15 protein-coding genes are annotated in these 18,544 nt (G+C 51.0%); 7 read left to right on the top strand and 8 right to left on the bottom strand.

The features are described from left to right. Nucleotides 1–35: 35 nt before the first annotated feature. The 3 genes from imuA to E6C74_RS01725 are packed head-to-tail and all read left to right on the top strand — an operon-like array spanning nucleotide 36 to nucleotide 5,354. Complete coding sequence (gene imuA, locus E6C74_RS01735; RefSeq protein WP_136482769.1) at nucleotides 36–710, top strand: translesion DNA synthesis-associated protein ImuA; 675 nt, start codon at nucleotides 36–38, stop codon at nucleotides 708–710. Nucleotides 711–712: 2 nt separating this feature from the next. Next, complete coding sequence (locus E6C74_RS01730; protein WP_136482767.1) at nucleotides 713–2,242, top strand: DNA polymerase Y family protein; 1,530 nt, start codon at nucleotides 713–715, stop codon at nucleotides 2,240–2,242. Nucleotides 2,243–2,273: 31 nt separating this feature from the next. Then, nucleotides 2,274–5,354, top strand: a complete 3,081-nt coding sequence (locus E6C74_RS01725; RefSeq protein ID WP_136482765.1) for an error-prone DNA polymerase — start codon at nucleotides 2,274–2,276, stop codon at nucleotides 5,352–5,354. A 64-nt stretch (nucleotides 5,355–5,418) separates the two neighbouring features. Here the strand turns inward: E6C74_RS01725 and E6C74_RS01720 are convergent, their stop codons facing one another. Beyond that, entirely contained in the window at nucleotides 5,419–6,360 is a 942-nt protein-coding gene (locus E6C74_RS01720) for a chemotaxis protein CheV (RefSeq protein ID WP_136482763.1), read from the bottom strand. Between the two features lie 116 nt (nucleotides 6,361–6,476). Then, complete coding sequence (locus E6C74_RS01715; RefSeq protein ID WP_136482761.1) at nucleotides 6,477–7,694, bottom strand: ROK family protein; 1,218 nt, start codon at nucleotides 7,692–7,694, stop codon at nucleotides 6,477–6,479. Between the two features lie 397 nt (nucleotides 7,695–8,091). Here E6C74_RS01715 and pyk point away from each other — a divergent pair, with 397 nt between their 5' ends. Continuing rightward, nucleotides 8,092–9,537, top strand: a complete 1,446-nt coding sequence (gene pyk / locus E6C74_RS01710; RefSeq protein ID WP_136482759.1) for a pyruvate kinase — start codon at nucleotides 8,092–8,094, stop codon at nucleotides 9,535–9,537. A 94-nt stretch (nucleotides 9,538–9,631) separates the two neighbouring features. Here the strand turns inward: pyk and E6C74_RS01705 are convergent, their stop codons facing one another. Both E6C74_RS01705 and E6C74_RS01700 read right to left on the bottom strand, forming a co-directional pair. Continuing rightward, on the bottom strand, nucleotides 9,632–10,819 hold the full coding sequence (locus E6C74_RS01705; RefSeq protein WP_136482757.1) for a patatin-like phospholipase family protein: 1,188 nt from the start codon (nucleotides 10,817–10,819) through the stop codon (nucleotides 9,632–9,634). Nucleotides 10,820–10,836: 17 nt separating this feature from the next. After that, nucleotides 10,837–10,926, bottom strand: a complete 90-nt coding sequence (locus E6C74_RS01700) for a YnhF family membrane protein (RefSeq protein ID WP_136482755.1) — start codon at nucleotides 10,924–10,926, stop codon at nucleotides 10,837–10,839. Nucleotides 10,927–11,146: 220 nt separating this feature from the next. Here E6C74_RS01700 and E6C74_RS01695 point away from each other — a divergent pair, with 220 nt between their 5' ends. The 3 genes from E6C74_RS01695 to E6C74_RS01685 all read left to right on the top strand — a co-directional run bounded on the left by E6C74_RS01695 (nucleotide 11,147) and on the right by E6C74_RS01685 (nucleotide 13,771). Continuing rightward, the gene (locus E6C74_RS01695; RefSeq protein WP_136482753.1) at nucleotides 11,147–11,731 is read left to right on the top strand and encodes a porin family protein; all 585 of its coding nucleotides are present in this window, start codon (nucleotides 11,147–11,149) and stop codon (nucleotides 11,729–11,731) included. 481 nt (nucleotides 11,732–12,212) lie between these two features. Next, nucleotides 12,213–13,676 carry a sodium-dependent transporter gene (locus tag E6C74_RS01690; RefSeq protein WP_136482751.1) on the top strand — a complete coding sequence of 488 codons (1,464 nt, stop codon included), beginning with the start codon at nucleotides 12,213–12,215 and terminating at the stop codon, nucleotides 13,674–13,676. Then, a complete protein-coding gene (locus tag E6C74_RS01685; RefSeq protein WP_136482749.1) occupies nucleotides 13,673–13,771 on the top strand; it encodes a MetS family NSS transporter small subunit in 99 nt (32 codons plus the stop codon). The genes E6C74_RS01690 and E6C74_RS01685 overlap by 4 nt, the downstream gene beginning before the upstream one ends. 142 nt (nucleotides 13,772–13,913) lie before the next feature. On the opposite strand, the gene E6C74_RS01680 is transcribed toward E6C74_RS01685, so the two are convergent. From E6C74_RS01680 to E6C74_RS01665, 4 genes are all read right to left on the bottom strand, one after another. Beyond that, nucleotides 13,914–14,318: a hypothetical protein gene (locus tag E6C74_RS01680; protein WP_136482747.1), complete on the bottom strand. Its 405-nt coding sequence runs from the start codon at nucleotides 14,316–14,318 to the stop codon at nucleotides 13,914–13,916. A 328-nt stretch (nucleotides 14,319–14,646) separates the two neighbouring features. Further along, complete coding sequence (gene ptsG / locus E6C74_RS01675) at nucleotides 14,647–16,077, bottom strand: PTS glucose transporter subunit IIBC (RefSeq protein ID WP_136482745.1); 1,431 nt, start codon at nucleotides 16,075–16,077, stop codon at nucleotides 14,647–14,649. 376 nt (nucleotides 16,078–16,453) lie between these two features. Then, entirely contained in the window at nucleotides 16,454–16,909 is a 456-nt protein-coding gene (locus tag E6C74_RS01670) for a hypothetical protein (RefSeq protein WP_136482743.1), read from the bottom strand. Then, nucleotides 16,909–18,528 (bottom strand): PTS transporter subunit EIIC, encoded by a 1,620-nt coding sequence (locus E6C74_RS01665; protein ID WP_136482741.1) that lies wholly within the window; start codon nucleotides 18,526–18,528, stop codon nucleotides 16,909–16,911. Before E6C74_RS01665 ends, E6C74_RS01670 begins: the two co-directional genes overlap by 1 nt. Nucleotides 18,529–18,544 lie beyond the last annotated feature (16 nt).

Genomic DNA, 18,544 nt, shown 5'->3' with positions numbered 1-18,544 from the left:
CAAAATATACTGTACATATATACAGGTAAATTGTTATGTATGAACTGATCGAACACCTCAAAAATAAACACTGGCTCTGGCAGGGTTCGCAAACCCAGTCTGAACCGGATACTCATTCAACCGGCTTCAACGAGCTGGACCACAAGCTGTGCGGCGGCTTCCCGGCGCATGGTGTTGTCGATATCCACTCCGAGAGCGGGATTGGTGAACTGCGCCTGGTGTATCCTTACCTTAAGCAACATGGTGAGCGCCTGACCGTGCTGATCAACCCGCCAGGTATTGTCGATGCTGAAAGTCTGAGAAATGACGGAATTAACATCGAAAACGTACTCATTGTGACGCCAAAATCAGAAAAAGAGGGATTATGGTCAGCCGAACAGTGTGCCAGAAGCGGCGCCTGCAGCCAGGTTCTGCTGTGGCAGGATAAACTGGAAGTGCATCACGCCCGGCGCCTGCAGGTTGCCTGCGAAACAGGAAATTGTCTGAATTTTCTCTTCCGTTCGGTACAAGATAACCTATTTTCACTGCCGGTTACTTTGACGCTATCCCTCAGTGCCCACCCGCAGGGACTCGAAATACGAGTGCCGAAGCGCAGAGGCGGCTGGCCGCTCGGTGCGTTTACCCTCTCGATGGCAGAGCGTTGGTCACGTCTCGTACTGCCGCTGCCTTCTTCAGTGGTGGTGCCATTTCCGCTGCGTAAACAGGGCTGACCATGACTCTATGGATCTATCTGCATTTTCCTAACCTGCAGCTCGATACGATGTTTGCAGAGGCCCCATGCGCAGAGAATATGACGGCAGTAAGTATGACTGCTGAGAACATGTCCGCGGATACGGCACCGGCTGCGTCTGAAACCGCAGCAGAGCGTGCTGCCGCACCGGTGGTGATCGTCAACGGACCTGCTCATCAGGTGGTGCAGGCCAGTCAGTCCGCGCTTAAGCAGGGCATCAAACCGGGCATGGGGCTTGGCAGCGCGGCGGCTTTATGCAGCGAGCTTCAGGTCTATCCGTATGAAGCGGACAGAGAGCGGCAAGCGATTGAGGAATTGGCTCAATGGCTGTATCTGCTGACGTGCGATATCGTGCTCTGTCCGCCGCAGGGGCTGCTGCTGCGGGTGACCAATATGCTGTCGCTGTACGCCGGACTGAATAATTACTGGCAGGCGCTGAGTCAGCATCTGGACCAGCGTCAGGTGCGTTATCACTACGCCAGCGGTTTCTCTCCTCTTGCTGCGACGTTGCTCGCCAAAAGTGCAGCCGACTGGATCTGCGGCGACGAGCAAGCGCTGCGTCAGCGACTGGAGCATTATCCCCTCAGTGCCACCGAGCTGGATGCTAAGCAGATCGACAAACTCGCCCGGGTGGGGATTCGGAATATTCAGGCTCTGCTGGCGCTGCCCATGCAAGAGATAGCACGCCGCTTTGATATCGACCTGGTCAACTATGTCGGGCGCCTGCTTGGCCACTTTAAACACCCGCTCAGCTTTTATCATCCTCCGCAGGCCTTCCACGCCCATCTTGATCTGTTGTATGAGATAGACAATGTGCAGTGGCTGGAAAAGCCCCTCCGCCGCCTGCTCAAACGACTGGAAGCCTTTCTCACCCTGCGTAATCAGGTCGCGTTTGAGCTGGAACTGATGCTGCAACAGCGCGATGACGCATGCGATGTGGTGCGCTTTACTTCAGCGCAAGGGGAATATCAGGCGCTCAAATGGTCTCGGCTGTGCTGGCTGAGCATGGAATCTGTGCAACTGACCCGGCCAGTACTTAGCCTCAGCCTGCGAGTCATTCGCTCCGGCCTTGCCGAACAAACTCCTGGTGACTTTTTTCGCGTCCGCCAGGGTCAGCAGAGCTCCGCAGAACTGATCACCCTTCTGCAGGCCAAACTGGGCACAGAGCAAGTGTGTAAACTGCTGTTAAGTGACGATCCCCGTCCAGAGCTGCGCAGCCGTTACTTGCCTGCCGATCAAGCGGTCAGCGCAATGAGTACCCCGCCCCAAAGCCTTAACTCTGCCTGTCATCGCGCTTCTGGCCGCTTAAGACCGAGCCTTCGTTTACCGCAGCCGCAGCCGTTACAGGAACCGATCTCGCTTATCCACGGTCCGGAGCGGATTGCGACCGGATGGTGGGACGGCCACAACATTATTCGTGACTATTTCATTGCCCGCACTCCTCAGGGACGCTGGCTATGGGTATTTCGTACCCCCGAACAGCAGTGGTTTGTGCACGGGCAGTTCAGTTAATTTCACAACCCGTTTGAATTGAAGAGGTTTTATGGCTTACGCAGAACTGTTTTGTCAGAGTAATTTCTCCTTTCTGGCTGGCGCGTCCCATCCGGAAGAGCTGGTGATGCAAGCTGATTTTCTGCGCTATGACGCGATTGCCATCACTGATGAATGCTCACTGGCCGGCGTAGTACGTGCTCACACTGCGATTAAGCAACATCAGCTTGGCATCCGGCAAATTGTCGGCAGCGTATTTACCCTGAATGATGAATGCCGCTTCGTATTGCTGTGCCCGGATCGCGAGGCATACACTGAATTGTGCCGCATCATAACCAACGCCCGTCGCCGCAGTGAAAAAGGCCACTATCAACTGTCGGAATGGGATGTAATGTCCGCGCGCCACTGCCTGCTGGTATGGTTGCCGGGCCACCACGAGCGTGACACGCACTGGGGGCAATGGCTGACACACCATCACAGCGGCCGTCTATGGATAGGAGTACAGCGCCATCTGGGGCCGCAGGATCAAGAGTATCTCGCTCATTGTTGTCAGCTAGCCCAGCAACTGGCACTACCGCTGACCGCCTGCGGCGGCGTACTGATGCACAACGCGACCCGCTTGCCCCTGCAGCATGTACTGACCGCTGTTGCCCATAGCCAGCCACTGGACAAGGTTCAGGCCCATCTACTAAGCAATACCGAACGTGCACTGCGCAGTCAGAATAAACTCAGCAAGCTGTTTCCCGCCGAATGGCTGGCAGAGAGTGTGCGGATTGCCAAGCGCTGCCAGTTTCAGCTCAGCGAGTTGCACTATCACTATCCCAGCGAACTGGTACCGCAGGGCATCACACCGATGGCCTATTTACGCCAGTTGGTGGAACGCGGTAAAGCACTGCGTTTTCCTGACGGGGTACCGCAAGACATTCAGATACTGATTGAAAAAGAGCTGGCACTGATTGGCGAACTTGACCTGCCCTACTATTTTCTCACCATCCATGACATTGTGATGTTTGCCAAACGCAGTGGCATTCTCTATCAGGGACGTGGCTCGGCAGCCAATTCCGTGGTGTGCTACTGCCTGGAAATCACCTCGGTTGACCCGCGCCAGATCAGCGTGTTATTTGAACGCTTTATCAGTAAAGAGCGCGACGAGCCGCCGGATATTGATGTCGATTTTGAACATGAACGTCGTGAAGAAGTCATTCAGTACCTGTATCAAAAATATGGCCGTGAGCGGGCCGCACTGGCGGCCACCGTCATTTCCTATCGCTTTAAAAGTGCAGTACGCGATGTCGGCAAAGCACTCGGCATCAACCAGGCGCAGCTCGATTTTTTTATCCAGAACGTTAACCGCCGGGATAAAGCTCTTGGCTGGCAGGCACAACTGACCGAGCTGGGGCTGGAGCCGCAATCACTTAAAGGCCAGCAGTTTATTGAACTGGTCAGTGAGCTGATCGGTTTTCCGCGTCACTTATCTCAGCATGTCGGCGGTTTTGTTATCTCTTCCGGACCACTGCATGAGCTGGTTCCGGTCGAGAATGCCGCCATGCCGGAGCGCACCATTATCCAGTGGGATAAGGACGATTTGGAAAGTCTCGGGCTGTTTAAAGTCGACGTGCTGGCGCTGGGCATGCTGACTGCGATTCGAAAATGTTTTGCCCTGGTAGAAGAGCACCACCAGCGCAGTCTGAACATTGCCGCTATCACCCGTTTGCAGGATGACAGCAATGTCTATGGCATGATTCAGCGTGCTGATACAGTCGGGGTATTTCAAATAGAATCTCGGGCGCAGATGAGTATGCTGCCGCGCCTGAAGCCCGGCTGTTTCTATGATCTGGTCATCCAGATAGCGATTGTTCGCCCCGGGCCGATTCAGGGTGATATGGTGCATCCGTTTCTCAAACGGCGCGATGGCCTTGAGCCCATCACTTACCCCTCCCGGGAGGTTGAAGCGGTACTGTCACGCACCATGGGTGTACCGATTTTTCAGGAGCAGGTGATGCAGGTGATCAAACTGGCCATGGTCGCCGCCGGGTTCAGCGGCGGTGAAGCCGATCAACTGCGCCGTGCTATGGCGTCCTGGAAGAAGAATGGTGAGCTGGCCAAGTTCAAACACAAGCTGGTCGATGGCATGCGACAACGTGGCTATCAGCAAGCCTTTGCTGAACGGATTTATCAGCAGATTTGTGGTTTTGGTGAATACGGCTTTCCGGAAAGTCATTCCGCGTCTTTTGCTGTGCTGGCCTATTGTTCCGCCTGGCTGAAATACCATTACCCGCAAGCGTTCTACACTGCGCTGCTCAATAGTTTGCCGATGGGATTTTACAGCGCTTCACAGCTGATTCAGGATGCCCGCCGCCATGGCATCAGTGTCCTGCCGGTGTGTGTCAACCACTCCGCCATTGATCATCAGGTCGTGCAACATCAGCAGCAACTGGCCATACGGCTTGGTCTGCGCCAGATCAAAGGGCTCAGCGCGGCCGGCGCTCAGGCACTGATTGAGCAGCGCCCGCCTCAGGGCTTTCATCATCCGGGGCAGTTGAAACGTTGTGCACTTAGCCTGCGCGATCTTGAAGCGCTGGCTTCTGCCAATGCGCTGCACGCTATCGTCGATAACCGCTATGCCACACGCTGGGCAATGATGGACTCACTCAGCGATCTGCCGCTGTTTGCCACCCTGGAAGAAGAAGCGCCGCCGCTGGCTCACCAACCGAGTGATTTCGACACTCTGCTGGAAGATTATGCTGCTTTAGGACTGTCGCTGACTCAGCATCCGGTCACCCTGCTTGACCAGGCCGGAGAACTGGGACGCTTTACCCGCCAGCGCGATCTGACGGATCTGGCTCATCAGTCACTGGTGACCGTGGTCGGTGTGGTCACGGGACGTCAGTCACCGGGCACCGCCGCTGGTGTGACCTTTTTTACTCTGGAAGACGACACCGGCAATATTAATGTGGTGGTATGGCAGGCCACCGCACGAGCCCAAAAAAGTGCCTATATCGGTGCTAAGCTGCTGATGGTAAAAGGCATATTGGAGCGGGAAGGCAGTGTCATTCACGTCATTGCCGGACGTCTTATCGATCTCACCCCTAAGCTGCAACAGTTACAGACCCGTTCCCGCGATTTCCACTGACAAGCTGGCAATAAAAAAGCGCTGACTATCAGCGCTTTAAAAAAATAGCTTATGCAAATACCACTTAAATAAGTTCGCGCAGGCGATCCTGCACCGCTTCCACCAACAAATCCGGCTGGAACTTGGAGATAAATCGGTTACACCCGACTTTCTGCACCATGGCTTCATTAAAGCTGCCACTTAACGAGGTGTTCAGAGTAATAAACAGATCGGCCATACGCGGGTCATTACGTACTTCATAGGTCAGCTTATAGCCATCCATCTCCGGCATCTCGGCATCGGTGATCAACATCAGCAGTTCCTGGTTGATGTTCTTGCCTTTATCGCACAAACCCTTGAGGAAATTAAGCGCTTCCAGGCCGTCACTGCATTCAATGATGTTGAGGCCGAGCTGAGACAAGGTCCCCTTGATCTGGTTACGCGCTGTCGAGGAGTCGTCCACGATCAGAACATTGCGACCGACCATGTCATTGACCAGAGTCGGATCCAGGATCTCTTCGGAGATCGACACATCATACTCAATAATTTCAGCCAGCACTTTTTCCACATCAATGATCTCAACGATCTTGGTCTGATCCTGTTCTTTGATTTGAGTAATCGCGGTCAGATAGTTCGAACGCCCGACCGATTTTGGCGGTGGCTGAATTTCAGTCCACGCGGTATTGACAATATTACGCACCTGCCCGACCAGAAAACCCTGCACGGTCCGGTTGTATTCGGTGATAATAAGATTCTGCTCCGGATTTTCCTCGCGCGAAGGCGGGAAGCCAATCGCCTGCCTCAGGTCAATAATCGGGACTGAGACACCCCGTAAAGAGGCGACACCGATAATGTTAGGATGAGAGCCTGGCATCTTAGTGGTTTTCGGAACTTTAATCACTTCCCGAACTTTAAACACATTGATAGCAAACACCTGGCGGCTATTCAGACTGAACAATAACAATTCCAGGCGGTTCTCACCTACCAGATTGGTACGCTGATCGACCGTATTCAAAATACCCGACATACAAAATCCCAATAAATAGACACATGACAACGCTACACAGTATAGCCATATTCACGCAGGTAAATATAATCCGAGTGGCAAATGTAAACCGGAGAGATGAAAAAACGAAGAAAAACTTACCCTTCGACCACTTTCATCAGCAACAAACCGTCATATAACGCCTGCTTGATCAGTGCCGCGCCCGGCATGGTCGCCTGTTTGTAGAAGCGAGATTCCACCAACTGTAAATCCTGATGGTAAACCGGCAGACTCTGTTCTTCGATACAACGCTGGATGGCCGGATACAAAACACTCTTCGCCTGGTTAATCACACCACCAATCAAGATTTTTTCCGGGTTGAACAGGTTGATGACGATGGCAATCGCCGAACCCAGATAACGTCCCAGCTTTTCAATCACATCGACCGAGAGCGGATCGCCTTCGGCCGCTGCCAGACAGATGTCTTCGATACTGATCTCTTCCTGATCACTCAGGCACGAGGCTTCTCCGGCCGCAATACGCTCGGTAACTTGCTGACGAATCGCCTGAGAACTGGCGACCGTTTCCAGACAACCGATATTGCCGCAATGACAACGCTTGCCGTGCGGATCAATCTGAATATGCCCCAGTTCACCGATGTTGCCGTGCCTGCCCTGCAGTACCCGGCCGTCAAGAATAATACCAGCGCCTAAGCCGTGGTGGATTGAGATCAGGACGGAGTTGTCGACATCCTGGGAATGGCCAAACAATTTTTCTGCCAACGCCCAGGCTCGGGTATCATTCGCGACAAAGACCGGTAAACCGGTTGCCTGAAAAATCGCTTCACCGAGAGCCAGATTTTCCACGTTGTAATGCGGCATTTGCAGCACCACACCCTGCTCTGAATTGACCAGCCCCGGCAAAGTAATCGCGATACTGGTCACCCGCCCGAGCTGCTCGGCATAAGTCTGGAAAAACTCATCGATTTCAAACAGCAGACGCTGCAGGACATCATCCTGGTCAATTTCATGGATGTCTATTTTAGTATCGATCAACACCTCGCCGCCCAACTCATGCAGCGCTATGGTCAGATAACCGCGTCCAAGACGCATGGATAAAAACTGCCAGCCCTGGTTGTTGACCTGCAATCCGATCGCCGGACGACCACGGCTGATCGCTTCCTGGACTGTCGTTTCATGAATCAGATGGGCATCAATTAATTCGCGGGTAATTTTAGTAATGCTGGCGGGGGCGAGTTCACTCTCTTTCGATAAGTCGATACGAGAAATGGGACCTTTTTGATCGATAAGTTTATATACACGGCCAGCATTGACCTGTTTGATGTGATCAATATGGCCTGGTTGAGCCATATACATAGGGCGCTCCAGAATTCAACAACATGCCAATTTTTTTACTTTGCGAACTAATTGTGAAGCGCTTTGGTGAATAGCCGTGACAAGCATCACGCATATACATAGAAGTTTGTGTTTTCAGTCAAAATGTCGCTTCCTTAGCCGTGCTCAGGCTGACCTGGCGTTGGATGAAATAGCAGCAACAGGACAATGCGCTAGCCGGGTCAAAGCCGCGCGCTTAACGGCCGGATTCAAGCCCCTCAGCAGACTTAAATGAGGGTTCTGCGGTTGAAGTGCTATCAGCTCGACCAAGTATGACACAGTGCAAATATCCGCCCTAAAAGACAAACAATTCCAATATCTTGCATATACTTAAACACAGTTGAACTTTTATCACGCCCGAACATTTCAGGAGATCACTATGACCTCAGCTCTACGCAGAACGAAAATTGTCACCACTTTAGGGCCTTCAACCGATAAAGGGGAAATACTGGAAGCCATCATTCGTGCCGGCGCGAATGTGGTACGCATGAATTTTTCCCACGGCAGTGCCGATGATCACAAACTGCGCGCGCAGAAAGTGCGTGAAATTTCCGCCCGACTGGGTAAACACGTCGCCATTCTGGGTGACTTACAAGGGCCAAAAATCCGGGTATCGACCTTCAAGGAAGGAAAAATCGAACTGGTCGAAGGTGAACGATTCATTCTGGATGCCGAACTCGCGCCCGGCGAAGGTGATAAAGATGCGGTAGGCATCGACTACAAAGCACTGCCCAATGACGTACAACGGGAAGATATCCTGCTGCTCGATGACGGCCGGGTACAATTGCAGGTGATTAGCGTTGAGGACAATAAGATCCATACCAGCGTTCTGGTCGGTGGACCATTATCAAATAATAAAGGTATTAATAAGAAAGGCGGCGGACTGTCTGCCCATGCGTTAACGGAAAAAGACAAACGCGACATCCTGCTGGCGGCTGAAATCAAAGTGGACTATCTGGCGGTCTCTTTCCCGCGAAACGGCACCGATATGGATTATGCCCGCCGTCTGGCACGCGATGCCGGCCTTGAAGCGCGTATGGTCGCGAAAGTCGAACGGGCCGAAACGGTCGCCAGCGATGAAAACATTGATGACATTGTCCGGGCATCCGATGTCATTATGGTCGCTCGCGGCGATTTGGGGGTTGAGATTGGTGATCCGGAGCTGATTGGCGTGCAGAAAAAACTGATTACCCGAGCTAAATCGCTCAACCGCGTCGTCATTACGGCGACCCAGATGATGGAATCGATGATCACTAATCCGATGCCAACCCGCGCAGAAGTGATGGACGTGGCCAATGCGGTGCTGGACGGCACCGATGCCGTGATGCTGTCAGGAGAAACGGCGGCCGGCAAATATCCGGTAGAAACCGTCAAAGCCATGGCCGAAGTGTGTATCGGGGCAGAGAAAATGTTTGAAGCCAATCAGCAGAACTACCGGATTGACCGCTCATTTTCGACCGCCGAAGAGACAGTGGCGATGTCGACAATATACGCTGCGAACCATTTGGAAGGGGTTAAAGCCATGGTCAATCTGACTGAATCCGGCCGGACCTCACTGATGACTTCACGTCTTAATTCCATCTTGCCTATCTTTGCCATGTCACGCAATGACAGCACACTCAACCGCTGTGCTCTGTACCGCGGCGTCATGCCATTTTATTTCGACAGTAAACAAGGTGAAGGCTTTGAGGTGGCTCAGGCTGCGCTGGAAGCGCTGAAAGAGAAAAAACTGCTGGCGTTTGGTGACCTGGTGATCATCACCCAGGGCGATATCATGGATGTGGAAGGCTCAACCAACTGTATGCGTATTTTACCGGTACTGTAAAATTCGTAATAGCTGAAACAGGGGCTCAAAGCCCCTGCTTTTATAATAGTGAAATCAACAGCTGCGAGATGCTGACCTATTGGTATCTATCGGGCTATTCATCCAAATCGGGCTGCACCGACTTATGCTGCTTGATTCGTTCAGCTTGCACATCTTCCGCTATCTGATACATGCGGACAAAACGATACCCAGCTTCAAGCCCGAGTTCATAATCGTGCAGCAGATCATCCTTATTACTGAGCAGTGAACTGGAACGCAATGGTTCGCTCGGAGCAACCTGAACAATAAAACTGTCGTCGGGCGGATTGCGCAAAAAGTCACAGGTCAGCGAATAGGTTTGATAGTGTACCATCAGCATATCCGCCAGGCCGGAATCAAATTTATCACCAATCAAATGGCTGAGACGATAGATGTCATCCGCACCAAACAACCAGCGCCCGCCATTCAGGGTACTGAGATGCTTCTGCTCAATTTTCTGTTGTTTCGCCTTTTCGATCTGCTGGTTAAAAAATCCGTTCCAGTCTTGTTTCCATTGCAGCAGTTTACTCTGCCACTGAGTCTGAATGGTGTTGACCGAATCACGAAACCATTTCACCGGCTCTGTCGGCTGTACCGATTCCAGCGGCATATCAGGTTCTTCGGAAAAGCTTTCCGTGCGAATGACGCCAATAAAACGCGCTTCACGCCGCCAGGCTTCCTGAACCGGAATGGATGCAGAGACCCCACCATCAATATAATGTTGATTGGCAAGTTCCACTTCACGCGGATACAGACCGGGAATAGCGCACGTTGCAATCAGCACTTCACGCCATTCAGGACCGAGAATCGGAAAATAAAAATCGCTCAGCGTCCGGGTCGACGTCACCGCGGCAAATGCCTTACGTTGCCCCAGTACCTGACGTCCCATGTCCATATCCAGCCGATAAGGGAAGTCACAGATTCTATCCAGCGCCCAGTCGAGGTCCATATATTGCTTACGACGGATATAACTGAACAGATAGAAAAAACGAGGGTCAGTCGTCAGATCAACGATAAAAGATTTACCCAGCTCCGGCTGGCGACACAAAAACGAGCTGAGATTTAATGCCCCCGCCGAGGTTCCGTAAAACTCATCAAACGGGTCAAAATTTGACAGCATAAAGGCATCCAATACCCCGGCTGTGAAGATACCGCGTTGTCCACCGCCCTGCGCAACCAACGCTTTTTTCCCGCCAATAAATTTAGACAACCGGCTGATATCAACCAGAGTATCTAATTCAGAGACTGTTCCACTATTTTTCATCAGCAGAACCCTTTTACTTAATTTGAAATGGCTATCGTTCCAAAGCCAATCAATACTACAAACACGGCCACCACCACACACAGTGCAAATTTGAGATCGCGTTCCATACACACCTCCTCGTATTAATCAGACAACGCCATCCTTCCCACTAACACTTTGATAGCTAAAAAGGAAAGTAGAGCCGGGTTAGATACAGGCACACGATAGCGTCTGTTAAAGCATAACCAGTGGTGCGACGCATGTTCAAGAATTGCTGGTTTTTCGTGCACGATTATGAAGTTACTATCACAATTACTCAACCACCCGAAAATAATTTTGAGGTTTGTGATGCGCTCGCTTCAATTTATCGTTTTTGTGTTTGGTTGTTGGCTCTCTGCCACGGCCACGGCTGACGTTTACCTGACACCCTCCACCGGTTACGCACTGGGTGGAAAAGTGGAAGACAATACCGGCCAGTCTTATGACCTCAACGCCTCTTCCACGCTGGCAATCACACTGGAAGTGCCATTTCAAACCGGCCGGGTAGGTCTGTTCTACGCCCGGCAGTCTACCGATGTCGACACAGCCGGGGATCAAGCGACGCTGCACTACCTGTTGTTTCAGAGCCGGATTAATTATCAGCTTGAGTCTAACTGGAGCAGTTACCTGGGCGCAGGCCTCGGCGCTTCCTACTTTGATGCCAGCTGGGTCGGTAACAAATCCGGATTCGCAGCCAGCATTTTCACTGGGCTCGACTATCATATAACTTCATCCGTTGCACTCAGCAGTCAGATTCGCTGGCTCGGAACCGTGGTCGATAATGAAACCAGTGCGTTGTGCAGCCTGCCGGAACCGGGACGCTGTATTGTGCGCTTTCAGTCAGACTGGATGAACCAGTTCTCGGCCAATCTGGGTCTGACCATACGCTTCTGAGTTAATAGCACCGCATTGGAGAGATTCACTAGTGTGTGTATATATTTCAGTCAGACACTCTAGCGATAAATACAGTTTTATCAATTGCTATAGCTCTTCAGTCCAGTTTTACAGTCTGGATATTTTAAATTATATAAAATTTTTCACTAACCAAAGAACAAAAAAACAACAAACAAACCACTAAACCAGCACAACATCATGTTTACAATCTATTGCCATGAGCGGCAGATATCTGTAGTCTCGATAGCAATGCGTAGCTGATTATTTCAGATTCCGCAAACACACATCGTAAAACTAAGAACAATATTCTGAGATCTCGACTAGCTTACAAAACTTATAACTAACATTTTGCTAATTACTGGATGATAGGCCATTTTTTTAACAAGTTAGCCATATTCTGATTGGTTATCTCCTATCCTGTTCCTTATTAGCTGTAGTGAAAGAGATGCTTCATACCTCAGGGATTATTAAGGAGTAACTTATGAAGCGAGAACAATGGGGTTCCCGAGCCGGTTTTATTCTGGCTGCTGTGGGCTCAGCAGTGGGACTGGGAAACATCTGGCGTTTCCCGTATATGGCGTATGAAAACGGCGGTGGCGCCTTTTTCATTCCTTACCTGTTTGCCATGATCACCGCCGGTATTCCGTTTATGATCCTGGAATTCTCTATGGGTCAGCGTAACCGCGGTTCAGCTCCGGCGACGCTGTCACGTATTAACGCAAAATTTGAATGGCTGGGCTGGTTCCAGGTAGGCGTTGCCGCTGTGATTGGGGTTTACTACGTCGCTGTTATCGGCTGGGCGATCTCCTACTTTGGTATGTCGTTTGACCAAAGCTGGGGGACAGATACTAACGCCTTCTTCTTTAGCGAATACCTGGGCCTTGGTGACAACTCTCCGACCAACCTGGGCGGCATTCAGTGGAAGATCGTGCTGGCAATGGTGATTGCCTGGGCCGTCACTTACGCTGCGATCGTTGGCGGGGTTAAATCCGGTATCGAACGTGCTTCTAAAGTGATGATGCCTGTACTGTTTGTCATGGTACTGCTGCTTATCGGTCGTATGCTGTTCCTGCCAGGTGCACTGGATGGTGTGAACTACATGTTCCAGCCAGATTTCAGCAAAATCTGGGATGTGAAAGTGTGGGCAGCCGCTTATGGCCAGATCTTCTTCACCCTGAGTATCGGCTTTGCCATCATGCTGGCTTACTCCAGCTACCTGCCGCAAAAATCAGACATCACCAACAACGCATTTATGACGGTGTTGCTCAACTGTGGTTTCTCGATTCTGGCCGGTATCATGATCTTTTCGGTACTGGGTTACATGGCGCAGGAGCAAGGTAAACCGCTGACGGAAGTTGTCTCTGCCGGTGTAGGTCTGGCGTTCGTTACTCTGCCAGCGGCGATTAACCTGCTGCCACTGCCTTATGTATTTGGCCCGCTGCTGTTCCTGGCACTGATCGTCGCCGGTCTGAGCTCACACATTTCGATTCTGGAAGCCGTAACTTCAGCCGTGATCGATAAAATGGGCTGGAGCCGCAAGAAAGCGGCCAACATCGTTATCGGTGTGAGCTTCATCGTATCCATGGCTTTTGCAACCAACGGCGGCCTGCTGCTGCTGGATCTGGTAGACCACTTCGCTAACAACATCGGCATCATGTCGAGCTGTCTGGTTGAACTGGTGCTGATGACCTGGCTGGTTAAAGTGTCTGATGCGCGTAAATACGTTAACTCAGTATCCGATTTCGCGGTTGGCATTTGGTTCGATATCTGTCTGCGCTTTATCTCACCAGTTATTCTGGCCATCATTGTGGTGACTAAGGTGAAAACTCTGATGACCGAAGGCTACGGCGGTTACGATCTCACACTGGGCTGGGCGCTGATTGGCGTACTGTTTATCATTGGTGTCGCGGTGAACGCGATGAGCCGTAAGGAGAATAACGCATGACCACTGGTGCAATCATCATGATGATTCTGGGTTTAGGGATTACCTGGGGTGGCGCAGCCATCTGTATCCGTAAAGCGATGAATAAATCACAGTAATCACGTTTATTGAACACCAAGTTCAGTTGAACGTAAAAAGCCGGCAACTCAGTTGCCGGCTTTTTTTATTCATTCACTCTTGAATGGACCTGCGCTCTGACTTGTCGTGACATGACTTGCCATGCAGTCAGACAAAAACCGCTTAGAAACGGTATGTCACACCCAGAGCTGCGCCAAGTTGAAGCTCGGTATCATCATGCAGCTGCAGTTCAGGGTGAACCTGACCATAAACATTCAGATTCTGGTTAATTTGCCAATCCAGCCCCAGCGGCACACGTGCGCCAAAGTCATCATCCCACTCAGCCCAGCCACCGACACCAACATACCAGTCAAAAGGGACATCCGGGTTATTAAAGCTGCCACGTTTTGCAATGTAATCGAACGCCGCACCTTGGTTACCCAGAGTAAAACGATATTGGTTGTTGACTTCCAGCACAGCGCTCAGCTGCTGATCGACCGCCAGGCCGACTTTCAGGTTAGGATCCTGCTGAGCATATGCTCCGGCCGACAAACTCAGCAGTGCCACTGTCATCCCTAGTTTTTTCATTTATTGATACCCTTTATTAATTGTTTTAACACTACAAACTTTAGTTCAGGTCCGGCAGGGATATGTCAACCAAGGGTAAAGGGAATTCAAGGCTCCTGTAGAGAAACCATCAGAGTACAATCAGTTTTTTTACAGCATGGACAGGTTTATAGCAGCATGAACAGGGTTGTTGCGGGGTGATTCAGGTATTAAAGAATAGCGAGACAGCCATCGCTAAGACATAGGTCACTGGAACAGAAAAAGGAGGCCAAGCCTCCTTTTCATCATCACTGCATATTGAAGCATGCGGTTCACCACCAGGCACCTTCAGCCCGGTGGCGCACACGGATCAACTGTGGTTACGAATCCACTCATCCATATCGGTTTTCAGATTATCTGACTTGGTACCAAAAATCGCCTGCACTCCGCCAGATACCACAACCACGCCTGCTGCGCCGAGTTTCTTCAGCTTATCTTGATCCACTGCGTCAGTATCTGCCACTGAGACCCGCAGACGAGTGATACACGCATCCAGATTAGTAATATTGGCTTTGCCCCCGAAAGCAGCCACCAACTCACCAGCCATTTCTGTGCCTGACGCTGTGGTGGTATCCGCGCTTTCATCTTCACGCCCCGGCGTTTTCAAATCCAGTGCACGGATAACAAAAGTGAACACCACGTAATACAGCACCGCATAAGCCACACCCAGACCGACCAGCAGTAACATGTTATCGGCTCGGGAGGACTGCACGACAAAGTCAATAAAACCGTTTGAGAAGGTATGACCATGCACCACGCCCAGAGAGTTAGTCAGCACGAATGCTAAACCCGCCAGCAGCGCATGAATGCCGTATAGCACCGGTGCAATAAACAGGAACGAGAATTCGATCGGCTCTGTAATACCGGTCAAAAACGACGTCAGTGCTGCTGAAGCCATGATACCCATGACTTTAGCCCGGTTCTCAGGCTTGGCACAATGTGCTATCGCAAATGCAGCGGCAGGCAGACCAAACATTTTAAACAGGTACCCCCCCGCCAGCTGACCAAAACCATTCCCGGCCGCACGAGACGCATCGTCGGCGGTCAGGAAACAAGTCATGATACCGTGTACCGTTTCACCAGCACCGTTAACACAAGTCCCGGCTTCGTAGAAAAAAGGAACGTTCCAGATATGATGCAGGCCAAATGGGATCAGAGAGCGCTCAACCACACCGTAAATACCGAATGCCAGAACAGGGTTTTGATGGGCAGCCCAGTCTGAGAACGAAGCGATCACAGCACCGATTGGCGGCCAGATAAAAGAGAGGATGACACCCAGAATGATAGATAAGAAACCGGTGATAATCGGTACGGCGCGTTTGCCGGCGAAAAAGCCCAGGTAATCAGGCAACTGAATTTTATAAAAGCGGTTAAAAGCCCACGCAGCGACACCACCAGCCAGAATACCACCTAACACACCGGTATCTATGCTGTCGACGCCCATGGCAGCAGCCATTACTTTAAGGGTAGCGACCATAATACCGTATCCGACGATAGCCGATAAACCTGACACACCATCGTTGTTGGTAAAGCCCAGAGATACCCCCACCGCAAACAATAATGCCATCTGGCCGAATACTGAACCACCGGCCTGCTCCATCAGATGGGAAACAATTTCGGGTAGCCAGCTAAAATTAGCCGCCCCTACCCCAAGCAGAATACCCGCAACTGGCAGAACTGATACTGGAAGCATCAGCGCCTTACCGACTCTTTGCAGGTTAGCAAACGAGTTCTTAAACATGTTTATGCTCCTGAACGAATTATTAGCATTGTTGGGTTCTAAACGGCTTGCCCCACAGCCTAAATGTTAGCACCCGATAAAAATGTCACCACCTGTGTATTATATTTTCCGCCACCAGCCAATTAATGACAATTCTCAACCTTTGCTCAGGATGACGGCTATTTATGACCACTTTTTTTGTCTGCATCACAATTTCGGGGATTTTATGTGCCTGACGTGGGCAGGTTCACAAACCAAAGTACTGGTCAGGATGTCAGCAGGGCAACAATCAGCGGGACAGCAATCAGCGGGACAGCAATAGGCTGCTGGAGCGACAAGAATAGATAAGACAAAAAAGCCCGCAATTAAGCGGGCTAGTTACTTTGTTACTACTGAGTCAGGCCTTACTCCGTGCCCGGGTTTCATGCAGCGGCTCAACATTGTACATGTAGAGCTGAATCGCCGAATAGGCGGCATACAATCCCAGCGTGGCACAAAAAAAGACAATTTTCTCTTTTTCGCGCGATAAGTACGTCGACAAATCTTTAGCTTTGATCCACTGACCACTGTCGACCCGCAGCAGGTATTTTCCCAGAGACTTCCCTATCAGCTTAAAACAGAGAGTACTGAATCCAAGATATATCCCGATAAAGATTAACAGCATCGCCAGTACAATCAGTAACAGAACTGGCAGAGCCAGATTGTCATTCAGTGACATGCCTCCGCTCTTCTCAGCGAAGACACCTGTTACCACCACCATCAGAACCGACATCACCGCTTGCGTGAACATCTTAGCCACCATCAAATCGATGATAAAAGCGCCGGTTCTTCTGAATTTGTCTCCGCTATTCATTACTTACCAAGCAGAGAGTTGATTTGTGCTTTGTAACCTGCAGCTTCTGCGCCGTAGATTGCCTGGATACCAGTTTCGCCAACTTTAACCAGACCACGAGCACCCAGCTCTTGAGTCCAGTGTTCGTTGCCTTTCACCTGTGCGCCATCTTTAACAGTGATACGCAGACGAGTGATACATGCATCCACATCAACGATGTTTTCTGCGCCACCCAGAGCTTCAATCATGTCTTTCGCTTTCTGGTTGTCACCAGCTGCACCGCCTTTTGCTGCGTGGTAGTCTTTCTTAGAAACCACGGCAACTGCGCTGCCTTTACGGCCTGGAGTCTTGACGTCGAACTTCACGATGAACCAACGGAACACGAAGAAGTAAACGAACGCGTAAGCGATACCAACTAGCGGGATGAAGTACCAGTTGTTCTCAACACCAGTCACACCTGGCAGTACACCAAACAGAGCGAAGTCAATGAAACCGCCACTGAATGTCATACCAACTTTAACATTGAGCATATCCATCAGCAGGAATGACAGACCTGCCAGCGGCACGTGCACTGCATAGTACAGAGCTGGAGCCAGGAACAGGAAGGTAAATTCGATTGGTTCAGTGATACCAGTCAGGAATGCAGTCAGAGCAACTGAGAACAGAAGACCACCGGCTGCTTTTTTGTTCTCGTCATCCGCCAGAGTGTACATAGCGTACGCTGCTGCTGGCAGACCGAACATCATGAACGGGAACTTACCAGTCATGAAGTTGGTTGAAGTAAATTGAGAGAAGTCACCGCTTGCCAGAGAAGCGAAGAACATGTTCTGTGTACCCTTGATCACTTCACCAGCGATAGTCGCAGTACCGCCGATTTCAGTTTGCCATAGTGGCAGGTAGAACACGTGGTGCAGACCAACAGGGATCAGAGAACGCTCGATGATACCGAAGATCAGAGACGCAACGTAACCGTGGCCACTTGCAGTCATCTCACCCAGAGCCGCACCGATTGCACCGAACGCAGCACCAAAGAATGGCCAGATAAAGGTCAGAACGATGCCGTAGAACAGCGCAGCAAATGCACTAATAATTGGAACAAAACGTGCGCCACCGAAGAAACCCAGGTAATCAGGTAGTTTCGCGTCGTGGTATTTGTTATGCAGAACAACCGTGATAGCACCTGCGATCAGACCACCGAACACACCCATACTCAGTGTGTTGCTGATACCCAGCACATCAGCCAGTACGCCCGGGTATTCGCTGCCCATCAGTACGACTGTGTTAGAGTCCAGGTTGATCATGTTCGCTACAGTCAGCGTTTTCGCGATTGCAACGTTCATTACCAGGTATGAGATCAACGCAGCCAGTGCAGCAGCACCTTTTTCAGCACGCGCAAAACCCACGGCGATTGCCAGCGCAAACATAACTGGCAGGTTAGCAAATACGATGCCGCCAGCGGCAGTCATTACTTGCAGGAAGCTATTCAGAATAGTTCCGTCCTGAAGCACACTGATGTTGTACGCTTCGATCATTGTTGGGTTAGTAAAACTACCCCCGATACCCAGCATGATACCCGCCGCTGGTAACAGCGCGATGGGTAACATAATGGACTGTGAAAGTTTACTAAAGAAACCTTTCATACGTTTATGCTCCTGA

This window comes from Vibrio sp. H11 (assembly GCF_004804295.1).
Taxonomy (GTDB): Bacteria; Pseudomonadota; Gammaproteobacteria; order Enterobacterales; family Vibrionaceae; genus Vibrio; species Vibrio ostreae.
The sequence above is the reverse complement of the archived record's forward strand: the minus strand, read 5'-3'. Positions and strand labels throughout refer to the sequence as shown.